Genomic DNA, 25,057 nt, shown 5'->3' on the forward strand with positions numbered 1-25,057 from the left:
TGCCAGCGCACAGAAATAAAACCCTCCTAAAGCGTCATAAATGAGCCACTTGCCAAGGTCCAGTGGCTGTGGCTCATTTATGAAGGGAACGAGCCGGTGCCAACGGGGCAGCGGGCAGAGTGACAGGAACAAGGAAGCAATCCCCCACAATGAAGAAATTGCACGGATTAAGGCGAAAATCGCAACTCGTTTGCGGCCTCGCGTAAGATGGTGCCTGATAAGAAAGGGGCTACGATGAGCGTTTTTGATCGTTTTGAGAAAAGCGTTGAGGGAGCCGTGAACGGCGTATTCTCGAAATTCGGCTCGAAAGACCTTCAGCCGGTCGACCTCTCCAGCGCACTCGAACGCGAAATCGACAACGAGGCCATGCCGGTCGGCCGCGACCGCACCGTCGCCCCGAACGAATACCGTTTCAAGCTGAGCACGCCTGATTTCGACCGCATCGAGCAGTGGGGCAGCGAGACGCTTGCCAACGAGCTTGCAGACAACCTCACGCAGTACGCCAAAAGCCAGCATTATGCTTTCGTCGGCCCTGTCGTCGTGATTTTCGAAGAAGACCTGGACCTGAGCAAGGGCAACTTCAAACTCACCAGCGAATCCGTGCAGGGCAACGCCGTCCCGGTGACCACCGAGAACCAGTCCGAAGACAGCCCGATGCTCGAAATCAACGGCAACCAATACCTTCTGACCAAAGAGAAGACCATCGTCGGCCGCGGCTCAGGCTGCGACATTGTCATCGACGATCCCGGCATCTCTCGCAACCACCTTGAAATCGACATCACTCCGAACGGCACCATCGCCCGCGATTTGGGCTCCACCAACGGAACCTACGTGGAAGGGCACCAAGTGCCGGCCGCGACTTTGCTCGACGGCAACACCATCACCATCGGCCATACCCGCATCCTCTATTGGGCTTCACCGCAGGATCAGGAATAACGGCCAGACGCCAGGTACATCCTTTATGATCACCGAACTTACCTTTGCGATTCTCAAGTATGGCTTTCTCGCCCTGCTCTGGGTTTTCGTATGGCTTGCGGTCCGTTCGCTCAAACGCGACGTCGACACGCTGAGCCCGCACAAATCGTGGTCGCACCGCAAGAGTGCCCGCCGCGCGCGCAAGGCCGCCGAATCCAGCCCGATGCCGGCCGCAGCCAATGCGCCCGTGGCCCTCTCGCATCGCGGAAACCCCGGCATGCAGATGGGCAGCGCCGGCGGAGTCAATATCAACACCAAACCGACGCTTCTGACAATTATCGACGGGCCGCTTGCCGGTTCCTCCGTCCCGTTGAGCAACGGCACCATCACGCTCGGCCGTTCCAGCTCGAATACCGTGGTCTTGGACGACGAATTCGTCTCTTCCCAGCACGCACGCGTTTACGCCGACCCGGCCTCCGGTTCGTGGGCCATCGAAGACCTTGGCAGCACGAACGGTACCATCGTCAATCACCGCCGTATCACCTCGCCCGTAGTCCTGCCCGCGCGCGTTCCCGTGCGTATCGGCGCCACGACGTTCGAATTGAGGTGACCGCCATATGCCAGATACCTCAGATATTTCAAATTCCGCAGACCATTCCGCGCAGCCGTATCCTTCAGAACAGCGTCCTTCAGCCGAGCATCTTTCAGCTCAATATCCTTCAACACAAGGGGATAATTCCGATTCTGCGATGCCACCTTCGATTCCCGTGACGTCACCAAACGGAAGCGGCAAAAACACCAGAAACATCGCAAGCACGCCGAATACGCAACGCATTGCCATCGCTCCAGGAAATACGGGGCAAATGGCTCAAATCACATCGGCCGCCACGGCACATCCCGACAAAGCGGACAATAACCAGCTTTTCCTTTATTCCACAACGGTTTCCGATGTGGGCACCGTACGCCAGAACAATCAGGATTCGTCGTTCGCCGGCGAGCGCCTCATCGCCATCTGCGACGGCATGGGCGGCCACGCGGGCGGCGACACAGCCTCCACCATCGCCATCCGCTCGCTGGCGCATATCGAGCAGAGCGACGCCAAAAGCGACGTGGCCTCCATCGCCTCGATGATGGAAACCAGCGTGATGGCCGCGCACGACGCCATCGTCGGCAAAGCCAAGCGCGAGCGCGGTTTGGCGGGCATGGGCACCACGGTGACGGCCGTCGCCCTCGTTTCGGGCCACTGGGTCATCACCCATATCGGCGATTCGCGCGCTTACCTGCTGCGCGACGGCAAAATTCGCCGCATGACCCAAGATCACAGTTATGTTCAGCATCTGATCGATACGGGACGTATTACAGAAGCGGAAGCCCGCAACCATCCCCAGCGTAATGTCGTGATGCGCGTGCTAGGTGATTTCGACATCGACCCGCACCCTGATATCGCGGTATTCCAAGCAAAACCGACCGACCGCTGGCTGCTGTGCTCCGACGGCCTTTGCGGCGTGCTGGAAGATGACACGCTTGAGCAGATGCTCGCCACGGTTTCCGACGAAGAGGAATGTGCCCAGCAGCTGGTCGCGATGGCGCTCAAGGCCGGCAGCACCGACAACGTCACGGCGGTTATCGCCGACGCCACGCTTGCGCTCGACGCCGATTCCTTCGACCTGCCCCATCAGACCCCGCTGATCGGCGGCGCGGCGAGCTCGAATCTCGAGGCCATCGCCGACATCATCAAGGAACCGGTCGCTTCCTCGCCCGTTCTGCGCTTGGGCAAGCAATCGCCCGCGCAACGTGCCGCAGCCTTGACCCACAGCGATTACGGCGAAAATGAGGGCAACGCTGAAGGCGCTGCGAACGCCGAGAGCCAATACCCTCCGAGCACCGATAACGCGATTTCAGACGACACCTATACAGCGGACAGCATCGGCGATTTAGCTTCCGTCGCAGACGACCCGTCCGACCAGTCCGGCCAGAAAAGCCGCCATCGCAAGAGCAAGCATGTCGACGATGCCGCGCAAACCGATTCGGCCGCCGAAAATGATGCAAATAGCAATGCCGGCAATATCGTCCATGTCGCCCAGCCCTCAGCCGTGCGCGATGAAAACGACAGCAACGCCAATATGGACACCGGCGAGATTCCGGTGGTCAAGAAGAAGAACGGCCGCGTTTCCGCCGATCCCAACGACCCCGAAGTGGCCCGGGCCATCCGCCGCGAGCACCAGCGCCGTCGCAAGGAAGAGCACCGCAAGCACAATCGTGGTCGTATAGCAGTTATCGTCGCCTTCGTAATCGCGCTGGGCGCTTTGTTCGGCGTCGGATTCGGAGCGTATCGTTGGAGCCAGTCGAAGTATTACATTGGTACCAGCGACGGGTCCGTGGCCATTTACCAAGGCGTCAACACCAATCTCTTCGGTTACGCCCTTTCACACAAAGTCGAATCCACCGACATCGAGACTTCGCAGCTGCCACAGTCCTGGAACGACGAGCTGGACCAAGGCATCACCGTGGACTCGTTCGAGGAAGCGGAAAGCCATGTCGCGATCATCAAGAAAGAGGCCAGAAACCTCGACAAATCCAAGAATAAGGACGCACCTTGGCCTTGGTCGAGCGAGGCCTCGGACGGTTCTGCAACGCCGGCGCCAAGCGCCGCAGGTACTCCGAGCGATGTAAACGTCGCGGACGCGGCAGCCAGCGGTTCCGTTTCCGGCTCCGGTTCCGCTAGCCCCAGCTCCATCAGCCCCGGCTCAAGTGCGACACCGAAAACGATAACGACCGTCTACAGCAAGGCGGCGAGCGCATGATCGCCACCCGCTTCCGTCAGATCGGCCTGCTGCTGTTCGCCATCGCGATCAGCGGCATTGCCTTTTTCCAGCTCTTCGCGCGCGTCTACAACGGTTTCCCGGCCAACCTCGTCACCGTCCTCGTAGTGGTCGCCGTGCTCTTCATCGTGCTATGGGCACTGCTGCTGAAATTCCAGCCCTACGCCAGCCAGGAAATCCTCCCGTGCGTGATGTTGCTGACGGCAATCGGCACCATGATGATCGCCCGCATCGATTACGCCAAAAACACCGACGTGGCTTTCCGCCAGCTGATCTGGGCATGCGTGGCGCTGGTTCTGACCTGCATTTTCATCATCGCCTTACGTGATTACCGCGTATTACGTCGCTTTTCGTATGTGAGCATGGTGGTCGGCCTGGCACTGCTGCTCTCCCCCATGATTCCAGGTATCGGCAAAGAAATTGGCGGCGCACGCATTTGGATCGGCTTCGGCTCGCACACCCTGCAGCCCGGCGAATTCGCCAAACTGTTCCTCGCCTTCTTCTTCGCGGCCTATCTCTTCAACCACCGCGACCAGCTGGCCGTCGGCGGCAAAAAAGTGGTCGGCCTGCAGCTGCCGCGAATGCGCGACATGGGTCCGCTGATCCTCATCTGGTTCGCCTCCATCGGCGTCTTGGTGGTCCAGCACGACCTCGGCACCTCGCTGATGTTCTTCGCCATGTTCGTCTCGATGCTATACGTGGCCACCGGCCGCGGCAGCTGGCTGATCATCGGCGGCATCGCTTTTGTAGTCGCGGCGGTGTTCTCGGTCAAGGTTTTCGCGCACGTCGGCTATCGCGTCGACGGCTGGCTCCACCCCTTCGATGCGGCGGTCTACAACCGCAAATACGGCAGTTCCTACCAGCTGGTCACCGGCCTCTTCGGCTTGGCTTCCGGCGGCTTGCTTGGCACCGGCATCGGACAGGGGCATCCGGGGCTGACCCCGCTTGGCAATTCCGATTTCATCTATTCATCACTTGGCGAGGAACTCGGCCTGACCGGCCTGTTGGCGATTCTGATGCTTTACTTGATTATCATCACTTCCGGCCTGCTTACAGCCATGAAAATCAAGGATGGTTTCGGCAAACTGCTCGCTTCCGGCCTAGTCTTCACCATGGCCTTCCAGGTATTCACGGTCGTCGGCGGCCTGACGCTGGTCATACCGATGACAGGCCTGACCATGCCCTATATGGCGGCCGGCGGTTCGTCGCTGGTGGCGAACTATATCCTTGCCGCGCTTCTGATCGTCATTTCCAACGAGGCCAACAAGCCCGAGCCCGACGGCAAACTTTCCAACACGATGCAATATGAGGCGATGGAAGCGCTCAACCAACGCAGCGCGCAGAAAAAGCGCAGCGAAGCCGAGCATTCCCGCGCCCACGCCCGTTTCCGCGCGGCCAACACCGAGCCCGCGACTTCCAGCTTCCCGGCAACCATGCCATCCACGCCATCACCATCTTCGCCACGATCCACGGCTTCGGCTCCGCAAACGGGCCCAGAAATCGATTATTCACCTTCAAAGGCATCGTCAGATTCCATGTCGCAGGAGACCGCTCCGATTTTGCAAGCCGCACAACAACCGCCAAGTGCTCAATCCGGTCCGCGAGTAGCTTCCAGCTCGACTTCGGAAATGCTGCCGCAAACGCCAGGTCCAAACTACGACCCGAACGAGGCAAGTCCCTCGACGGGAACACCCAAACCAGCTTCCGGCGATATCAACGCCGCTGGTAAGCCCACGAATATGGATAACCCGGAAATCCCGAATCTGAGCTTTGACGACCTGATGGGAGGCAAGCAATGAACAAATACCTCCGTCAGCTGTTCACCGCCGTCGTTGTTCTTTTCGCGATCCTCGGCCTTTCCAGCACGATGATCACCGCCATCAACGCCAACAAGCTCAACAACGACCCACGCAACCAACGCGGCCTCTATCACGAATTCAACGCTCCGCGCGGCTCGATTCTCGCCTCCGACGGCACGGTGATGGCCAAATCCGACCCGGTCAACGACCCGTTCGCCTACCAGCGTTCGTATTCGAACGGCCCGCTATACGCGCCCGTAACCGGTTACTTCTCCATCAGCCAGCGTGCCGACCGCGGCATCGAGGATTCACGCAATAAGCTGTTGACCGGGGAATCCAACCAGCTTTTCTGGCAGCAGTTCAAGTCGCTGTTCACCGGTTCGGCCAACAAGGGCGCTTCCATCGAAACCTCCATCGACCCGAAGCTGCAAGCCATAGCTTACGAGCAATTGGCCGATAAAAGCGGCTCCGCAGTCGTGCTCGAACCGAAGACCAACCGCATTCTGGCCATGGTTTCGACCCCAAGTTACGACCCGAACGTGCTCGCCAGCCACGACACGGCGAAAGTCAATAAGGCTTATTCGAATTTGACCAGCGATAATTCGAACCCGATGTTGAACCGCGCGATTTCCGAGCTCTATCCGCCGGGATCCAGCTTCAAGACCGTCGTAGCCACCGCGGCGCTGGAAAGCGGCAAATACCAGACAAACAGCGAGGTTCCGGCCGGCGCGAGCTATACGCTGCCCAACACCAACACCCAGCTGACCAACGCCACCTTCTCAGGTAACGGCGGCCCGGACGGCAAGATATCGCTGGAAGACGCGTTCGCCTATTCTTCCAATACCGCGTTCGCCCAGCTCGGCGGAGCACTCGGCTCGCAGGCCATCCAGGACACGGCCAAGAAGTTCGGCTTCGGCTCCTCGATTCCCATCGACGGTTCCAATTCCACGGGCGACCCCATGCAGGCCATCGCTTCGAAATTCCCGGACAACCCGGCCCCCGACCGCCTCGCGCTGGCTTCGATCGGCCAAGGTGACACCCAGGAGACCCCGCTGCAGAACGCGATGATCGCCTCGGCCGTCGCCAACGGCGGGACGTTGATGCGCCCGACGCTGGTCGACCGTGTGCGCTCCAGTGACCTCACGGTCATCTCGCAGACCAATCCCAGCGTGATGAGCCAGCCGATGAGCAAGGATACGGCCAACAAACTGACCGAAATGATGAAGGCCGTCATCACCAAAGAAGACCCGCATCTTGCGATTCCCGGGGTCTCCGTCGCGGCAAAAACCGGAACCGCGCAGATCGGCGTAGGCAATCAGGCCAACGACGGCTGGATCATGGGCTTCGCACCTGCCGACGACCCGAAAATCGCGGTCGCCGTGGTCGTTCATAATACAGATATGGCAGGCGGCGACGCAGCCGGACCAATCATGAAGGCGATAATGAGGGAGGCATTGGGCAAATGAAGCTCGTTGAGGGTCAACTGATTCATAACCGGTACCGCCTCGATCGCCGGCTCGCACAAGGCGGGATGGGCGAGGTCTGGAAGGGTTACGATATCCAGCTCAACCGCGTGGTCGCCATCAAGGCGTTGCGCGGCGACCTCACCGACGTGGAGGCCAAGCGGCGCAGGCTGCGCATCGAAGCGCATAATTCCGCCGATTTGGCCCATCCGAACATCGCCGCATTGTTTGATTATTACGAGCACGACGGTATCGGTTTTTTGATTATGGAGTTCGTCGACAGCGAGTCGCTGGCCGACCTCTACCACGAAAAAGGCGCGATGGACCCGCTTGAGCTGTTGCCGATCCTGGTGCAGGTCGCGCGTGGCCTTTATGTGGCACATTCCCATGGTGTAATACACCGTGACGTGAAGCCCGCCAATATCATGGTCTCCAAAGACGGCCAGGTCAAAATCACCGATTTCGGCGTCTCCTATTCCACCAACCAGGCGCAGATCACGCAGGACGGCATGGTGGTGGGCACCGCACAATACATTTCGCCCGAGCAGGCGCAGGGCAAGAAAGCGACGCCGCAGTCCGACATCTATTCGCTGGGAGTGGTGGCTTACGAAGGCCTGTGCGGGGAACGCCCGTTCACCGGAACCACGCCGGTTGACATCGCGGCCGCGCACGTCAACGACGCCGTGCCTCCGATGCCGGACACCATCGATGTGCAGCTCAAGCAGTTCGTGATGTCGATGCTCGCCAAGGACCCGCGCGACCGGCCGAAAGACGCCTTGGTCGTCTCTCGCACGCTTTCGCACATCGAACGTCGCCTTTTCGACCAGGAGGCGTCGTTCAGCGAGACGACGATGGTCTCTCGCGACGGCCGCATCGCGCGCCGCGTGGTCAGCGCCCCGTACGCCTCCGACGGTTCGGTGTCGGCAAGCCCCGCCATCACACCGCAACACAAGACGACAGTAGCGAAAAAGAGCAGTAGCCGAGCGCGCGTTGTCGAAAGCACTCACCATGTCGATATCGGCAACGACGAAATAGACGACAGCACGTTGGGCAGCGAAACCCGAAATGCCATCATCAACGGCACCGCCAGCACCGATGAAAACGCCGAATCCGCGAAACGGGCCGAAACTGAAACCGACGATGTCAACAAGGTCGACACCAACGACGCTTCAGACAGTACTTCCAAAGGCACTTCCGAGAATACTTCTGGCACTGTCACCGATACCGCCGACGAAACCGATACCGTTGGCGAAACCGGCGAAAACTCGCACAATCAAGCCGATACCGGCACAGGTGCCAAAGATGAAGCAGGTGCTGAAGCAGGCACTGAGTCAGAAACTCAAGCTGAAGCTGAAGCAGAAGCCGAATCTGAAAACGGCACCGAGACCGAAGCAAAAATCAGCAGCGACATCATGAGCGAATTCTCACCGGCGGCCCAGGCTGCTATGCAGACGATGACGCAGACGCTGCGGGCGATCACAGATTATCAGATTCCTGCTATACAAACCGACGGCAGCGTGCCCGTAGAAGACAAGCCGCCTCAATCGCTCCCGCCGGCCGATACCGCAAAAGCGGGCACGAGTCCGGCCGCGAGCGCAAAAACGGCAGACGCGAGCAGCAAACCGACTTCCTCACCTATAACTTCAAACACAGATACCACGAATCCAAGCAGCGATTCCGCCGAACATCCGGCCACCGCCGCAAGCGATTCGTCAAAATCCTCTTCAGACGCTGCCGAGACGAACGTTCCGGCCACCGAAGCCAGCGACCAGGCAGCGAGCACTGAAAACCGGAAGGAGCAGCAATGAGCACCAATATGCCAACATCACTGGCAGATGGCCGTTATCAGCTGGGGCAACTGATCGGACGCGGCGGCATGGCCGAGGTCCACATCGCCCAAGACACACGTCTGGGGCGCGTTGTCGCAATCAAGATCATGCGCTCCGACCTGGCCAACGACGACATCTTCCTCAAGCGGTTCGCGCGTGAGGCGCATTCCGTCGCGCAGATGAACAACGTCAACATCGTCAACATCTACGATTCCGGCGAAGAGGCCATCACCACCGAAGACGGCAACACCGAGCGCGTGCCGTACATCGTCATGGAGTACGTCAAGGGCCAGACCCTGCGCGACATCATCAAGGCGAACGGCCCGCTGAGCCAGCGCGACGCCGAACAGGTGATGCTGGGCGTCCTGAACGCACTCGATTATTCGCATCGGATGGGAATCATCCACCGCGATATCAAGCCCGGCAACATCATGATCAGCGAACAGGGCATGGTCAAGGTCATGGACTTCGGCATCGCCCGCGCGCTCGACGATTCCGTGGCCACGATGACCCAGTCGCAGGGCGTGGTCGGCACCGCGCAATACCTCTCCCCTGAGCAGGCCCGCGGCGAAGCCGTCGACATGCGTTCCGACCTCTATTCCGCCGGTTGCGTGCTTTACGAAATGCTCACCGGACGCGCCCCCTTCACCGGTGATTCAGCAGTAGCGATTGCCTATCAGCACGTTTCGGAAGTCGCCACCCCGCCCAGCGCCATCGTTCCCGGCCTGCCCAAGATGTGGGATCAGATCTGCGCCAAGGCAATGGCCAAGGACCGGCAGAACCGTTACGCGACGGCGTCCGAGTTCCGCAACGATATTCTGACTTATATGAACGGTGGCATCCCTGTCGCCGCTGCGTTCAACCCGCTTACCGACCTCGCCAATATGAAGGAACGCAAGCAGGCCGAGCAGACCGCAGCCACCGAGGCGATGAACCCCATCGAGACCACCGCAACGCAGGCCTTCGACCCGCTGACCGGCACCTACGGAGGCCCTGCGGCCGAGCTTTCGCAAGGCGGCAACACCGCGCTCAAGTCCCGCGCCGAAAAGGCGGCCGAGGAAAAGGCGAAAAAGAAAAAGAAGATCATCATCGGCTCGATTATCGGCGCCGTTGTGGCCATCCTCGCCATCGCGGGCATCGCTTACGGCGTCACCCACATGAAGAAGCCGGAAATGGTCACCGTTCCGACCTTCAATTCCACCACCACACAAGCCCGCGCCGAGGAACAGCTCGACGAGGTCGGGCTCAAGATGAAGGTGGAGCAAGATACCGATTCGAGCGAGCCTAAGGGCACGTTCACCAAGCAAAACCCGTCCGGCAACGCCAAGGCTCCCAAGGGTTCTACCGTCAAGGTCTGGTTCTCTGCCGGCCCACAGGCAGGTCAGGTGCCTGACGTCAAAGGCAAGTCGGTGGAAGAGGCCAAGGCCGTCTTGAGAAAGGCCGGTTTTAAGGTTTCCCCGGCCACGCAGACCGAAGACAGCCCGGACGTGGCGCAAGGCATGGTCACCCGCACCGACCCGGCATCCGGCTCGGCCGCCGACAAGGGCACGTCGCTGATGCTCTATGTCTCCTCCGGCCTGGCCAAGGTGCCTGATGTCACCGGCCAGCAACAGGATCAGGCGCTGAACCAGCTCAAAGCGTTCACGGTTGTCGTGCAGCAAGAGGCTTCCGACACCGTCAATCAGGGCCTCGTCACCCGCACCGACCCGGCCGCCGGCACCAGCCTCGCGCAGCGCAGCAATATCACGGTTTATGTCTCCTCCGGCAAGCCGAAGGTGAGCGTGCCGAACGTCGACACCAGCGGCAATTCCACGGTCGCGCAGGTGCGTGAACAGCTTAAGGCCGCCGGTTTCAACGTCAATCCCGCCACCGGCAGCGACAACTTTAAAGTGATCGGCATTTCCCCGGAGGCCGGCTCGCAGGCCACGAAGGGCGACACCATCAGCCTGAGTACACAAGCCCCGGCCCCGACCACCAGCAACAACAACGGCACCGGCGGCACCAATGGCAATGCCGCGAAGCCAACCAACTAGGCGATTTTGCCGGCTGATTTAGACTGAGTCAGAGTTGAGCTGAACCAACAGTTGGCCACGGACAAACGGTTCGGTTGAACTAGCAGTTGAGCTGAACCGTAGTTAGGCTGAAGCTACAGTTGAGCCTAATCGACAGTTAGGCAATCAACAAAAATGGCCTTCCCAAAACGTTAAGATTTCGGGAAGGCCATTTTACGTGCGTGCTTTATCTACACTTTGCCCGCACGTCGCTTACACTCGTTACTACTTCGGACCGCTGCTATGCGTTTGCGTGACGTGCTTGGGATGAGCAGGAATCTCGCCCATAGGCGGCAGACCACGGCGATCCGGGCGATGAGGCAGCAAGCGCCAACGCGGAATCGGTGTGCCATCGTAGTGCCACGGCGGCGGCACCAGCAACCGGTAGTTACGTGTGAGCACAAACGCCAAACCAACGAGGAAAACGCCTGCTGCCGTGAAGCCTGCAACCAGTTTCGGATCCGGCTGATCGGTCAAAACCGGCACGGTTTTCGGGATGTTGCCGCGCTTGGCGGTAATGACAAGCCGTTCCGTGTTGACGCCATAAGGCGTACACGTCATCAAAGTAACCAAATCCTTGCCGTTTACCACACGATAAAGATGGGTGTCATCCGGTTTGACCACATGAATGCTGATGACGCGATAGCCCATGGTTCTGTTAAGCGTCTGGATATAAATGTTGTCGCCTTTTCCCAATTCATCAAGACGAGTGAACAATGTCGCCTCTGCCAAACCTCGATGGCCCGTCAATACGGCGTTCGACGATTTTCCACCGACAGGCAGGCTGCTTCCGTGCAAATGGCCGACGCCTTGCGACAATGTACCCTGAGCGGTTCCGTGATAGATAGGCAGACGCAGCGATATTTTCGGGATACGTATTGTTCCCATCACGCCGTTGCTGGAAGTCAGCATCGATTGGTAGGTTTTGTCGCCCGCAGATGAAGAATCATCATTGATATCATTCTGGAACGGATCAACCAGCTCGCCCAGGGAAAGCTGGCCCGAGTCTGCAAGTGTTTTATTATAGCCGAGGGCATCGTGGTATTCTTTCACAACGCGTCCGCGCGGCCACTTCGCCATCTCTTGGGCGGCTTGTATGGAGGCTATGGATTCCCTACGGGCGTTTACCGCTCTGTTCAGCGGTACCCATAAGGCCAATGCAACGGTCAAAAGCACGAACAAATCGTGGATCGTCTCGATAATCACGCCATAGATGAACTGTTTACGATGGCGCACGGGCTGCATGAGTTCATTGAAACTGGGCGGCGTGTATTGTTGCAGTCCAGACTTAGCATTTTCGGAGTTTGCTGGCTCAGTTGCATGCTCCTGCTTGCCCCGTCGGGAAGCGCCAATCCTTTTCATCACCCAACCTGCCTATCTATTGCTACAATGGCGTTGAAATCGTCAAAACCCTTCACAGCCAACAATATATTTGCACAAAAGAGGTCCGTTTTGGATTCATGTCCAAAACGGACCTCTTTGATTTCAATCAACCAATAATCTTGCGACTATCAACTGACTGGAACGAGACCTCACTTCATGCTGTTCAGCCTGTTCTTGCGACGCAGCACCGAAGTGCCAGCAGCCACAGAACCGCAGATGAGGACAAGCGCAGCGATGAGGATGATACCCGCGCCACCAGTCATAGGCAGCTGCGCGATAGAATCGACATTCTGAATCTTGACATCACCGGTTTGAGCAACATTAGCAGTATCGTGACCGAGGTCTTGATCAGCAGTCGCCGCTGAAGGTGTCACCAAGCCCCAGAAGTCGGTAGTGCCTTGCTTCAAAAGCGTTGCTTTTACCATGGCATCCAATTCTGGACGAGTAACCGCAGTCAAGGCGCCACCAGCATCATGGGTATCACCGTCCGTATTCTCAGCGTTCGCAATCTTGACGACAGCAACAGGCTTGCCTGCAACCATGTGATGATCAGTAGCCGCCTTCGTCTGCGTGATACGGTAGATACCCGCCGGCAAACCTCTCAGCAACAACGTTCCAGCCTCGTTGCCTGTACCAACCTGAACTTCATTGCTGGTAGAGGTAAGCGAAGGACCCCATTCGCCATCCTTTCCGGCGACAGTCGAACGCTGCATATTGAGATTGCTGAACGTTGTACCGCCATCAGTTGACTTCTCAACTGTGAAAATAGCACCCTCCAGCTTTGTCGGATCATTACCGAACGTATCTGGCCTGTAAAGGTTCTTCACACTGATATCAAATGAATTGGTGTAGTTGTGATGAACAGTAGTTGGCGTCGGCTCTGACGGATGGCCAGGCGTTGGCGGCGCCGGAGCATTGTCCGGGTTCACCGCATCGACCTTAGCCTCACCATGTCCAGTGGCATCATTGACATTGTTGGACCAACGCACGATACCCGTATTCTTCGAACCGTTATCAGTAACCTTCATCTTGAAGGTCAGCACAATCTGATCACCTTGGTTGAACCTAGTGGCGATGTCAGTAAAACGCATCTTGAAGCCCTGAGTGTTGCCGGAACCAGTCTTCTGATAAGCGATGCCACTGGTAGGAGTCGCAGTTTCGACATCAGTAACCGTATCGTAAGTGGTAGCGGTTCCTGCGACAGTCAGAACAGGATCAGCACCGTCAAATCCCATAGCCGTCGGGCTATCTTCAAGCTCATAATAGTAATTGCTAAAACCAGTCGTATTAGGAACGACAGCAGTAATCTTATATTCAACAGTTGAACCGATGTTCACGTTAGGAACAACGTTACCGGTAACTGCAGTGCCATCAACCGAAGTGTGAACCTTGCTAATGAACGGCGTTTCAGCCTTGAGAAGAACCTCACCAAGCTTGTCATTATCGCCGGTGCTGAATTTCTTCAAACCAGCAGAACCTACGGTGCTACCGACAATCATAGGAATCGATTGCGCCACCTTGGCGCCAGCCGGATCAGATTCAATGAGGTAAATACCTTCTTTAAGGCTCGTAAAATCGACTGAGGTGTCTCCTGTGTTAATCATTGGCGTGTCATAAACACCATCGCTATCTAGACCATCTGTGAACAAGGCCTTGATTTTGCTATTGCTTTGCAACTCAGTAGCAAACTTACGCAACAAGCCGTTCTTATACATGTCACTAGATTCCGTATCACCATTAGTCACAGTTTCCGAAGAATCAGTCTGCGCATAGCCGAGCCAATGACGGGCCACATAACCCATAGGGTTAGCCTTCTCGTCATTTGTCAATGTGTGACTGGATCCCAAAACGCTTTGAACGGTATCTGCAATTACAGTATCGAGATTGAATGTCGCAGGAACACCAGCATCGTAATCGTTGACAGCGGTTTCCCCTGTCTCCTTGATCTCAACACCAGCGATCTTTGTTGCCCCACCGCTCGTCACCGAAGTTGCATGACCATAGGCTCCAATACGAATGGCGCGGAACGCGTTCGATGTATCGAGCTTATGACCGGCATCACTAGTGATGGTGATTTTTCCATCCGTGCCGGTTGTATTGACATTCGTCTCTTCCACAGCGTTCGCTGAACCCGCACCTATCAGGCTGACGGACAGCAACATCGCCGCAGATAGGGCGATGCCTATCCCGGAACGTATTTGCTTTCCTATTTGCATATCTGCATCCTTTGCTCTTCTCGAGTATCGTATCTGGCCTAGGATTCGGTGACGGACAAACAAAATCCGTCATCGGACCGTTAATACAATTCCCGCTATATCTCCACGAATCTCGCCTTCATCGGCTTCACAACTCGCAAACCTTGCGAAGCTGAACTCTGCAGGTGAGAAATCTCACAACAAGAATCGTCGTACAACATAATACATCATACATCGACTTTTGTATTAATAAATTAATTATTGTTCATCCAATTTCTTTTGCATTAGTTCATATATTATCTATTAAAACCCGCAAAAAGGTGATACATACCACAAGCTATTCTAAGATATGTCTAATTATGTTTCCCGTCAAACGGAAAGAGAAGAAATATGAAATTGCGGAAACCACTCGCGAGTTTGGTTGCCCTGATCGCATCGTTAGCGGTCGGTATGGCACCACAGCTCGCCAATGCGACTCCTTTGCAGGGAGGTCGCAGCCCAGTCCAATCCCAAGGACCTCTTCTAAGGGGAGGCCCGTCCATTAGTCCGCGCCTGAGTCCGTTGCCGACTGGACCTGTACCTGGCTATCCTTGCGCTACTAGTGGCGGCTCTGCAAGTAGCTGGAGCAGAATGGCTACGGGCTCAAGTACAACGTTCAGAAATCTGCAATGGCGATATGTCAAAGACGGTGCAGGGGTTTGTTCGGTAGAAATCGGACTCAGAAATCCCACGAAGCCAAATGGGAACAAATGGCAGCTAGGTACATCGGTATATTATGACCCTACGCACGATGACACCCATCATCCATGGTCGATTGATGGTGGAGTTGGAGCCAATAAAGCTGTACAGAGAGTCTTTTTCTCGTCACCCATTGACATCAGCGGCGATTTTTATTCCGTTTTTTACGATCTTCCCAATCTGAGAACCATCGACTGGACAAATGCTAATTTCTTGCCAGGCACCATCACCACTACCGAATCTTTATTCGAAGGTGATTATTCGCTTGAAACGGTAGATCTGAGCCCAATCTCCACAAGTGCTACAAGCGCGCTTACCAATATGAGTCACATGTTTGATAGCTGCAAGAAACTAGAAAGCATTAACTGGGGAGCGCATTGGGACACCAGTAACGTCAGGAACATGTCTGACCTGTTCGTCAATACGTTCGCTCTCAACTTCGAAGACAGCACCTTCAATAATTGGGACACCGGCAACGTCACAGATATGAGTTACATGTTCCAAAACAGCCGAGCCTCAGCGATAAATCTTTCACATTTCAGCACAGCATCACACCCAGATATGAGTCTAATGTTTGCAGGTTGCGACAACTTGCAGAAATTGGATATATCAAACTTCGATACCACGTCGGTGTCGACGGCGGGAATGTTTGATAGATCGGTAATCAAGATGCTGAAGCTGGGCCCGAATACTCCAATCGGAGCAGGTAACGGTCTATCCAGAGGCCCGTTCACTCTCGCCTATGTACCGGAGGTTCCTGGTGTCACTGCCGCATATTGGCAGTGGACAAGTCTGGGCACCGGCACTTGGGGTGCAGAAGACGGCTCTGTTCCAGGATTCGATCCAAATGATGGCATAGCAGCTCCGTCGACCGCAAAATGGTTCGGCAGCGCCCCAGATATGTCCATTCTTTCATTTGCCAAAGGCACGACAGACACCGTCACTGATATGCCGACCATTCCCAATCCAAATCCCTATACCGCAAGCGGCTGCTGGCCCGGACACCCTTGCGGCGTCACCCTTCCGAATAACGTTCCACAGCGCCCAGGCTGGACCTTTGCCGGTTGGAAAGATACCGAGGAGGCAGCCGATTCGAGCCTTCACCAGCAAGGCACCGCCTTCAACTTCGATTGGACCCGTTGGGACAGGTGGAACAGCCTGACTGAATCGTATCATGCTGGCGATCCTCTTCCAGAGCCAAATACCCGTGCCAAATTAGTGGCTCAGTGGACGCAGCGCAGTCTTACCAAGCCGACCATCACAGGCATCGACAGCAAGCCAACGAGCGTTGACGGCAGCTACACACCTGACGACATCATCACTGTTAAGGGAACTGCGCCTAACGCCGATCTCGGCACCGGCCTCAGCGACCCAAACAGAGATACCATCGAGGTCGGGCTGATGAAGACTGCCGGCAGCACATCAATCGCAAGCAACGCTGCTATTAACGCGTTCAATGTAACACTCGATGGTAGCCGCAACTGGACCGCGAAGTTCCACGCCTCCGATTTCACCGGCCTTGATCTGGATAAGATCGGAACCGGCACCGATTATTCGTTCCGTGCAAAGCGCAAAAGCATAGATAGCACCGAGACTGATTATGAGTTCAGCCACAACAACAATCTCGATCTTGTCGCTCCTGGCTTCGGTTCTGGTTCAACGGACAAGCTGGATCACAAGACGCCTGCAGAGAACAGCGGCACGGGTACCGTCTTCGGAACGGTTTATACCTCCGGTGACGGCAGCTCAAACGCACAGCCCAACCGCACGCCACTCGCTTCGACTACCATCACTCTGGATTGGCTCGATTCAGCCGGTGCTCCATTGTCGCCGCCTGTCTCCCCGAGCACAGCTACGACAAATGCGGCTGGAGAGTTCACCGTCAATTGGCCGGCGGGTGTAGTCGACGGCGACAAGGTCAAGGTGAGCATCCCAGCCGATGCTTCCGGCAACAGCTATTCCAAGGTGATTACTTTGGACTCCCACGGACCTGCTGCGCCGACAGCACCTACCGGCACCGCGGTTGCGACCCCGCTGCCGAAGATGACTGGCGTCAACGGCGCCGACCCCACCTTTGACCGTGCTCTTACGGTCACTGCCACCGTCGAACACCAAACCGGCGATCCAGTATCCAATCCAGTGACTGTTAGCGGAACGGTCGGTTCGGCTCCGGCGATCAACGCCACCAGCGTTACTTGGACACCAGGTGCGGCCGGTACGAGCAAGACTGTAACGGCGACCTTCTCCGGTGCAGAGCTTCGCGCCCTTGCGGCGTTGGATCCTGTGGGCACCGGCAAGAGCTTCACGTTCACTGTCACCCACGTCAACACCGCGAATGACAAGGCGACGGACACCGTCACCAAGACCATCGATCTTGTCGCTCCTGGTTTCGACAACGAACAGTGGAGCTCCTATGAGCCCGGAACCACCAATGGCGGCGCCGATGGTGTTGTAAAGGGCACGGTGAAGACCGCGTTCAACAGCAACACCCGTACCTCCAGTGTCGTTGAAGGCGGTGTCGATATTGTGATTCATTGGTTGAACGCTACCGGTACCCCGTTGCCTGGCATCTCTAATTCAACCGCGACTTCAAGGTCTGACGGCACTTTCAGCGTCGCCTGGCCCAGTGGCGTGAACGGCAGCAACTTGAAGAAGGTAAGCATCGATGTCACCGATACCCACAACAATACCTTCACTCACGAGCAGACTCTGACCCGCCAGGCTCCCGAGGCCCCTGCGAATCTGGCGCTCGATACGCCGCTTCCGCACGTGACCAACGGCACCTTGAGCGGCGATATCGTGCTCAAGGGCACTGTTCCGCATCATGTATCCAGCGACGATGTCATCACCGCCAAGGCAACCCGCAGTGGCATGCCGGACATCAGCTCCTATGGCACCACCACTTGGAGCGGCAATAACTGGACCGTCAAGTTCCACGCAACCGACTTCGCCACCGGTACTGCCGATGCAATCGGAAAAGGCAGCGCGTACACGTTCACCGCGTCGCGTACTGTCTCCAGCGGAACCGCAGCCACCAAGGACCTCACCAACCAGTCGATCGATGAGGTAGCTCCTGAGTTTGAGCCCAACGGGACTACGCAATCCCGTGGTCACTTGGTCGGCACCGTCTGGTCTTCAGGCGATACGACTGCACAAAACAACCGTGTCAAGGAGAACGGCGTAGCGCTCACATTGACTTGGAAGAAGGCTGACAATACTGTGCTCGGTACTTCACCTGTCACGAGCGGCGCTAATGGAGCTGTGGACTTCGCCTTCCCGAGTACTTGGGCAAACGATATCAGCCAGGTAGACGTCAAAGCGAAGGATACCAACCAGAATGAATCGGCTTCGGTCAACGTGCAGTTCGATTCGCAGGCCCCAAGCATCACCAGTGTTGATGTGCCCCACATGCTCAACGGCGTCGCCGCTTCCGGCAATGTGGTCGTGCACGGCACTCTTCCTGATTTTGCTGCAGGCGACAATGTGCATGTTGAAGCAGTAAGCGGAGACACAAGCTCTGTCGCAACGCCAGTCAGTGGCACTGCGGCAACCTCCACTACCGTCAACGGCTCCGCACGCACGTGGACCGCTACCTTCCCGCTGACTGATTTCTCGGATACCGTGGGCAAGGGCAAGGACTTCACGTTCTACGCCAAGCGCACCCGTTCCAGCCATGACTCCGCTTATGGCACGCCGACGATGAAGCCTGTCGATATGATCGCGCCGACCCCTGGCGTCACCACGCCACAGCCGACCGGCAGCGTCAACGGAACGGCGGCATCTGGCGGTTCGGCTCCAGTCGCAGAAGGCAATGTCCTGTTGCACCTGAAGTGGGAGAAGACCGATGGCTCACAGCTCGGCACTGCCACCACGGTGCGCAGCAGCACAACAGCCCCTATCGGCAAGTTCACTGCAACGCCTCCGTCTGATGCAACCGGAGCAACCAAGGTCTCGGTCTATGCCGAGGATGCCGCCGGCAACACGTCGGCAGCGACCGTGGTCGACTTCGTTCTGAACAATGCGCCTACGATCACATCGGTCGAGGCTCCGAAGATGACCAACGGCGTGGCTGTCACCACCAGCCATGTCAAGGTCACGGGAACGCTGCCCGGCTATACGTATGCAGCTGGAGACGCAGTTGAAGCCCAGGTGGTAACGGGCTCCAGCACCTCTCCGACGCCAGTTTCCGGCAGAGCCGCTGTCAGCCAGACCATCGCACACGACGGCACATGGACCGCGGAATTCAACCCCGCAGACCTGCCTGACAACGTTGGCTGTGGCCAGGACTTCACGTTCTATGCCCGTCTGACGCGTGACGGCACCGATTCCGATTATGCTGCGCCTAAGGCTCAGAAGGTCGATATGGTCGCTCCTGGCGTCGATGTCAGCAGCCTGCAACTGGAAGCCACCCTGTCCGGTACTGAATTGACGACCATGTATCCTACAGTGCAGACCGGAAATCATGCTGAAAGCGGCGATACGATCGCGCTCAAGTGGATGAAGGGCGGGCAAGTGCTCGCAACCGGCTCCGCAACCAGCGGCGTCAATGGCGCATTCAACGCCACGCCTCCAGCCGCTGCAGCAGGTGCCGATCAGGTGACCATGCAATCTAAGGATCCCGCCGGCAATACCGCAAGTGTACTCACCAAGTCCTTCGATTCCGATGCGCCTATCGTCGCCGATGTCGAAGCTCCGAACATGGTCAACGGTGCTCTATCTGGCTCTGTCATCAAGGTCAAGGGCAATATGCCAACGCCTCACGCCAATGACGAGGTTCAGGTTGTCGCGCTGCCCGCCGGTTCTACCTCCGAGGTTCCTACCGCGGGAACCGCAGCGGCCAATGTAACGATCAACAGAAGCAATGGCGATTGGGAAGCGACCTTCCCGATTTCCGACTTCCCGGATTCCGTGGGCGTCGGCCAGAACTACGTCTTCCGCGCTCGTCGCAGCCTGACGCAGCCTGGCACCACGAAGTATTCGGCCTTCGTCTTCACCGATACGCTGATCGATATGGTGGCCCCCCAGACAGAGTCGCTTAATTACGCAGCGAATGGCGAGAACGGCGAACAAGGCGGTACCGTGACCGGCAAGGCTATGTCGTCTGCCAACGCGAACGCGCAGCCCAACCGTAAGGGCGAAGGCGGCGCCACAGTGCAGTTGACCTGGCTCGATGCCAAGGGCAACCCGCTGCAGCACGCGAACCCGTTGCTGAAGAGCTTCACGGGTACGTCTGTCACGACCAATGCCGACGGTACGTTCACCGCCAATTGGCCTGTGGACGTTCGCAGCGGCGATCAGGTTCAGATTCAGACCCTTGATGTCAATGGCAATTCCTCTGGCATGCAGGTTCTGAAGCTCGGCACGTTCGTCACCCCGAAGCCTCAGCCTGCCGCTCAGCCGGCTCAGCCGAAGCCTGCTGCCAAGCCGCAAGGCGAGCTGGCAAACAGCGGTGCCGACGTAGCAATGGTTACGTTGGTCGCCCTGCTGCTGGTAGCCGCAAGCGGCGTAGGCTACTACTTCAGCCGCAAACATACGAGCAGCGAGGAGTAAAGTCCGGCCCTGATTCCAGCGCAATAGCTGGAACCTAAAATTGGGATCCACCGATATTTGGTCGGTGGATCCCAATTTTTATATGGTCAGAATGACGACATCCCTCGGGTACAGATGCATCAGTGGATACAAATGGTTTCAGCCGGGTACAGATTCACCAGCCGGATATAGATGGCCTCAGCCGAGTACATGAGTACAGATGACACCAGCTGAATACAACTTGCTAAAACTAGATGCAATTAAACGCAGATTCGAGCCAATAAACAAGAGATGACCCATATCTTAAAAAGAACAATCGAATTACATCACTGTAGTTTTCCACCGATGTGGAAAAATTTGTGGATAACTTGGGCATTACCTGCGAAAAACTTATATAGTTATCCACGGCCGTATTTGAAATCATTGATTTTTCAACGATTCTTTAATGCGGATTATGTGGATAACAGTTGTACACATAATCCGAAACAGGCTCAATACGTCGAACCTAGCATTCAATTATCCACACTTATCTACAGCACTTATTCACATTTTGTGGATAACTTTGGTGACAAATATTGCTTGGTTGTTTTCTTAAACGGACACTTCAATCATCTCAATAGCACTTGGCCGGGCCTCTTTGCTCACCAAACCACCATCGAAACCGGATTCTCAAACCAAAGCTCCTGACCTATGACCCTATAACTACGAAACCAAGTACAGTACGCCACCACAGCCTACAGAACATACAAAAAGCGTGTCTCCCGATAATCAGGAGACACGCTTAACGGTTTTTCATCGACAGTGGCCTGGCCTAGCCTCAACTGCCAGCCGCCACCGTGCGGGATTCACCCGCTACAGGAAAAGCGATTAACGCCACCACATGGTCATGATGAAGCCGACCATCACGATGATGAAGCCGATGAGCAGATTCCATGCGCCGATGCCAGGAATCGGGTACTTGCTGGTGAGGTAATAGACCACAGCCCACGCAAGCCCGAGAATCATCAGGAAGCAGAACAGCGGCACGAACCAGCTCGGGTTCGCCTTGGTGCCCTTGATGGTCTCCTCAACGCGCTTGCTGTTCTCAGCCTGACGCTGGGCGACGCGACGCATCTGCGGGGTCATCGACTTCTTGTCGGCGCTGGTGGCGCTCAGCAACGCATCAATCTTGTCCATCGGCAGATCGAGGTCGTCGTCATCGTCGTCGTCGCTATCCGACTTGGTGTCGGCGTCCTTTTCGTCGGTGGCGCCAGCAGCGTCATCAGAATCCTTATCGGCCGGCTTTGCCTCATCGTCGTCGGCGTCCTTGGCGGCGTCCTTTTCATCCGTCACTTTGACGTCACTTTCGGCAGCTTCAGCGGCATCGTCGTCCTTCTGCGTTTCCGGCTCATCCCATGCCTTCTGCGCCTCATCCTTCTTAGCGGCGGCATCGGTGCCCTTGTCCAGCTCTTCGTCAGCCATAAGCGTAGTCTCCATTCAATAGCCTAAACATACATTAGTGTACACTCGAAGCAAGAGATTGTAAGTCAAGGAATCTGGAACAATGAAGGAAAATCCGGGCAGGCATAAAGCGAAACATTCGCGGCTTGGTGGGATAGCCGTATTTCTGGTGGTGGCGCTTACCGGGTACCTTCTGATGACCAATATCCGCGTCAACAAAACCAGCGTTGTTTCTTCCGATACCGCGCAACTGGTGGAGCAACGCGTCGGCCAGGTCGACAAACTGCAGAAACAGGTCAAATCGCTGGGCTCGCAAGTCAATACCCTCAACAAATACGAGGGCAAAGACAGCACAAAAACCGGCAATTCAAGCGAAGATCCGGGGGCTGGGACCATGCTTCCGGCCGTCACCGGACCTGGTATAAGCGTCACGCTCAACGATTCGCCGCTTTGGCAGCATATGGTCTCGGATTCCGCGACCGGGACGGCCACAAATATCAACGATTACGTCATCCACCAGCAGGACATCGAATCCGTGGTCAACGCGCTTTGGCGGGGCGGCGCCGAGGCGATGATGATTCAGGATCAGCGCGTGCTATACAACTCGGCGATCATCTGTAAGGGCAACATCCTGATGCTGCAGGGCAAGCAGTATTCGCCGCCTTATACCATTTCCGCCATCGGGCCGAGCGGGAAGATGCGCGATGCACTCAACGATTCGAAGGCGATTCAGACCTATCAGGAATACGTCAGCGCATTCGGGCTGGGCTGGAAGGTCGAGGACAAAGACAACCTGAAGTTCCCCGAGGCGCCGGTGCTGCAGACACTGAAGTATGCCACCGTGATGAAAAATGACAATAAAGAAAATGACGGCAAAACCGGCAATGAAAAATCCGGGGATGCAAAGGCCGGCGACGGCAAATCTGGCGATACCAAATCCGGCGACAGTAAAACGGGCGCTACTAATAATAAATAAGGACTAAGAGCGCAAAGGGCACACAGACGGATACAATTAATGCATACTGGCCGATAAAGTAATGCGGCAATTCAAACCCGCAACTATTGCACGGCAATGACGGATTGATGTGGTGAGTTACAAGGAACGAGAGATGGATTTCATGGCTGATAACAGCGGGTTTAACGGCGGCGGGCGGCGCAAGGATGCCGTTGAACCGACAGACTTGGACAAGGCCTTCGAAGATTTCGGCGTTCCGGATCCGCCGTCGGGCGCGGGTCTGGGTTCTGATGCAAGTTCCGTTGCGGGCACAGTTCCACTTCCGAATGCCACTGCAAACGCGGCTACGAGCGCGATTCCGCTTCCAAACTCCTCCTCGGCTCCGACCCAGAATTGGGCTTCGGCTGATGGCCAGATACCTCTCCCCCGATCCGCAGCGAACCCGACTGGTGCAACCGACCAAGCTCAAACGGAAGTGTTCCAGCCTATCCAGACTGCGCAAACCGCGGAGCAAAGCGGCTTTGCGGGACAGGGGAACTTTGCTGGGCAGGCCGGGTATATGGCACAAAACATCGGCGGCAATGGCAACGCAGGTAATACTGGAAATATCGGTAACGCAGGCAATATAGCCAATGCCAGCCAAGCAGGCCATGGTCGGCATTCCGGCCACAATGCGGGCAGCAACGGGAGCAATGGCGGAAATGGCAACGCCAGGGCACCGCGCTCGAAATCGAAGCGCCTGTGGATAGTGCTGGGAATCTTCGCCGAAATCCTCTTCACGGTAGCCGCGATTTGTGCGCTATACATCGTTTGGCAGATGTGGTGGACCGGCGTGCAATCCGAACATACGCAATACAATCAACGCCAATCGGTCTCGTGGAGCGACCCGAGCAAAGCTGCGGGCTCGTCCAAGGGTGTCAGCATCGCGAAAGCCCAGAACGGCGCTCCCCCAGTCCAGCCGCAATCGGCCGATACCGGCGACATCGTCGCGCAGATCTATATTCCACGTTTCGGCGACCAGTGGCAGCGCAACATCGTGCAGGGCACCGATATGACCTCGCTCAACAAGCACGGCATGGGGCATTATACCGATTCCCAGATGCCCGGGCAGATCGGCAATTTCGCCGCGGCAGGCCATCGCAACGGTTACGGGCAGCCGCTGGGCGACGTCGACAAGCTCAAGGCCGGCGATGCGATTGTGCTGCGCACGAAGGATTACTGGTATGTCTATACCTACACCAGCTACAAAATCGTGACGCCGGACCATGTAGAAGTCGTCGCGCCGAACCCTGACGATCCCACGGCCCCGGCCACGCAACGCATGCTCACGCTGACGACCTGCGAGCCGAAATACTCCACCCCGACGCACCGCTGGATTACTTACGGCAAGTTCAAGTATTGGGCGAAGGTCTCGGACGGCGTGCCGCAGGAACTCACCCACGTCGGGCAGAACGGCAAGGTCCAGTTCATCAACAACCAGCAGGAATCGGTGTTCGCCAAACTTCCTTCGCTGGTTCCGATCATCACCGCGCTGCTCGTTATCTATGTCGTGTTGTTCATCGCCGCCGCGCTCGCTTGGCGTTGGCCGCTTCGCCGCGCCATTCGCAACGGTGAGGTCAAGAAGCCGGACCCGAGCATTTACGGAGGCCTGACGAGGCTCCAGCCTGGCATCAAAGGGATTCGCATACTGCTGGTGCTCTTGCTGCTGGTTACGGTGGCGCTTGCCATCATGCAATGGGCCTGCCCGTGGGCGGCGAGCAATATCCCGATTCTGCATCAGATGTCGAACTACGTCGCGGTGAATAACTGACGGCAACTGCCAACAGCTGACGGCAACTGATGGCAACTAACAACAACTAACGGCAATTGCGGTTGCTGATAGGTTGATTGCGGCCTGTAACGCGATTTTCCGCCCTAAAATCAATGGACGCGGCGTAA

Annotated in this window: 11 protein-coding genes and 2 pseudogenes; 10 read left to right on the forward strand and 3 right to left on the reverse strand. The window is 56.8% G+C overall.

Going from position 1 to position 25,057, the window contains the following annotated elements:
• The first annotated feature begins 234 nt into the window (after positions 1–234).
• From OZX62_RS09800 to pknB, 7 genes and pseudogenes are all read left to right on the forward strand, one after another.
• A complete protein-coding gene (locus OZX62_RS09800) occupies positions 235–936 on the forward strand; it encodes a DUF3662 and FHA domain-containing protein (protein ID WP_277158403.1) in 702 nt (233 codons plus the stop codon).
• A 25-nt stretch (positions 937–961) separates the two neighbouring features.
• The gene (locus tag OZX62_RS09805) at positions 962–1,525 is read left to right on the forward strand and encodes an FHA domain-containing protein (RefSeq protein WP_277175994.1); all 564 of its coding nucleotides are present in this window, start codon (positions 962–964) and stop codon (positions 1,523–1,525) included.
• A 253-nt stretch (positions 1,526–1,778) separates the two neighbouring features.
• Positions 1,779–2,723 (forward strand): annotated as a pseudogene (locus tag OZX62_RS09810) (Stp1/IreP family PP2C-type Ser/Thr phosphatase); the annotation flags it as partial.
• A 992-nt stretch (positions 2,724–3,715) separates the two neighbouring features.
• Positions 3,716–5,536 (forward strand): FtsW/RodA/SpoVE family cell cycle protein, encoded by a 1,821-nt coding sequence (locus OZX62_RS09815; RefSeq protein WP_277175995.1) that lies wholly within the window; start codon positions 3,716–3,718, stop codon positions 5,534–5,536.
• Positions 5,533–7,002: a penicillin-binding protein 2 gene (locus OZX62_RS09820; protein ID WP_277175996.1), complete on the forward strand. Its 1,470-nt coding sequence runs from the start codon at positions 5,533–5,535 to the stop codon at positions 7,000–7,002. Before OZX62_RS09815 ends, OZX62_RS09820 begins: the two co-directional genes overlap by 4 nt.
• A pseudogene (locus OZX62_RS09825) lies at positions 6,999–7,898 on the forward strand (serine/threonine-protein kinase); the annotation flags it as partial. The gene OZX62_RS09820 and the pseudogene OZX62_RS09825, both read left to right, overlap by 4 nt.
• Before the next feature lie 905 nt (positions 7,899–8,803).
• Entirely contained in the window at positions 8,804–10,861 is a 2,058-nt protein-coding gene (gene pknB, locus OZX62_RS09830; protein WP_277175997.1) for a Stk1 family PASTA domain-containing Ser/Thr kinase, read from the forward strand.
• Positions 10,862–11,104: 243 nt separating this feature from the next.
• Here pknB and OZX62_RS09835 read toward each other — a convergent pair whose 3' ends face one another.
• Together OZX62_RS09835 and OZX62_RS09840 are read right to left on the reverse strand one after the other, a co-directional pair.
• Positions 11,105–12,241: a class C sortase gene (locus tag OZX62_RS09835; protein ID WP_277177096.1), complete on the reverse strand. Its 1,137-nt coding sequence runs from the start codon at positions 12,239–12,241 to the stop codon at positions 11,105–11,107.
• A gap of 170 nt (positions 12,242–12,411) precedes the next feature.
• The gene (locus tag OZX62_RS09840) at positions 12,412–14,478 is read right to left on the reverse strand and encodes an isopeptide-forming domain-containing fimbrial protein (protein ID WP_277175998.1); all 2,067 of its coding nucleotides are present in this window, start codon (positions 14,476–14,478) and stop codon (positions 12,412–12,414) included.
• Positions 14,479–15,840: 1,362 nt separating this feature from the next.
• On the opposite strand from OZX62_RS09840, the gene OZX62_RS09845 reads away from it, so the two are divergent.
• Positions 15,841–20,745 (forward strand): hypothetical protein, encoded by a 4,905-nt coding sequence (locus OZX62_RS09845; RefSeq protein WP_277175999.1) that lies wholly within the window; start codon positions 15,841–15,843, stop codon positions 20,743–20,745.
• Between the two features lie 846 nt (positions 20,746–21,591).
• Here OZX62_RS09845 and crgA read toward each other — a convergent pair.
• Positions 21,592–22,185: a cell division protein CrgA gene (crgA, locus tag OZX62_RS09850; RefSeq protein ID WP_277176000.1), complete on the reverse strand. Its 594-nt coding sequence runs from the start codon at positions 22,183–22,185 to the stop codon at positions 21,592–21,594.
• Between the two features lie 82 nt (positions 22,186–22,267).
• Here crgA and OZX62_RS09855 point away from each other — a divergent pair, with 82 nt between their 5' ends.
• A complete protein-coding gene (locus OZX62_RS09855; protein WP_277176001.1) occupies positions 22,268–23,140 on the forward strand; it encodes a DUF881 domain-containing protein in 873 nt (290 codons plus the stop codon).
• A gap of 718 nt (positions 23,141–23,858) precedes the next feature.
• Positions 23,859–24,929, forward strand: a complete 1,071-nt coding sequence (locus OZX62_RS09860) for a class E sortase (RefSeq protein ID WP_277177097.1) — start codon at positions 23,859–23,861, stop codon at positions 24,927–24,929.
• Positions 24,930–25,057 lie beyond the last annotated feature (128 nt).

Origin of the sequence: Bifidobacterium sp. ESL0690, assembly GCF_029392315.1 — a bacterium.
Lineage (GTDB): Bacteria > Actinomycetota > Actinomycetes > Actinomycetales > Bifidobacteriaceae > Bifidobacterium.

What these genes read in the sequence shown, in the direction of transcription:
- OZX62_RS09800 (WP_277158403.1), top strand. Translation starts at nt 235, where the DNA reads ATGAGCGTTTTTGATCGTTTTGAGAAAAGCGTTGAGGGAGCCGTGAAC.
- OZX62_RS09805 (WP_277175994.1), top strand. Translation starts at nt 962, where the DNA reads ATGATCACCGAACTTACCTTTGCGATTCTCAAGTATGGCTTTCTCGCC.
- OZX62_RS09815 (WP_277175995.1), top strand. Translation starts at nt 3,716, where the DNA reads ATGATCGCCACCCGCTTCCGTCAGATCGGCCTGCTGCTGTTCGCCATC.
- OZX62_RS09820 (WP_277175996.1), top strand. Translation starts at nt 5,533, where the DNA reads ATGAACAAATACCTCCGTCAGCTGTTCACCGCCGTCGTTGTTCTTTTC.
- pknB (WP_277175997.1), top strand. Translation starts at nt 8,804, where the DNA reads ATGAGCACCAATATGCCAACATCACTGGCAGATGGCCGTTATCAGCTG.
- OZX62_RS09835 (WP_277177096.1), bottom strand. Translation starts at nt 12,241, where the DNA reads ATGAAAAGGATTGGCGCTTCCCGACGGGGCAAGCAGGAGCATGCAACT.
- OZX62_RS09840 (WP_277175998.1), bottom strand. Translation starts at nt 14,478, where the DNA reads ATGCAAATAGGAAAGCAAATACGTTCCGGGATAGGCATCGCCCTATCT.
- OZX62_RS09845 (WP_277175999.1), top strand. Translation starts at nt 15,841, where the DNA reads ATGTTTGATAGATCGGTAATCAAGATGCTGAAGCTGGGCCCGAATACT.
- crgA (WP_277176000.1), bottom strand. Translation starts at nt 22,185, where the DNA reads ATGGCTGACGAAGAGCTGGACAAGGGCACCGATGCCGCCGCTAAGAAG.
- OZX62_RS09855 (WP_277176001.1), top strand. Translation starts at nt 22,268, where the DNA reads ATGAAGGAAAATCCGGGCAGGCATAAAGCGAAACATTCGCGGCTTGGT.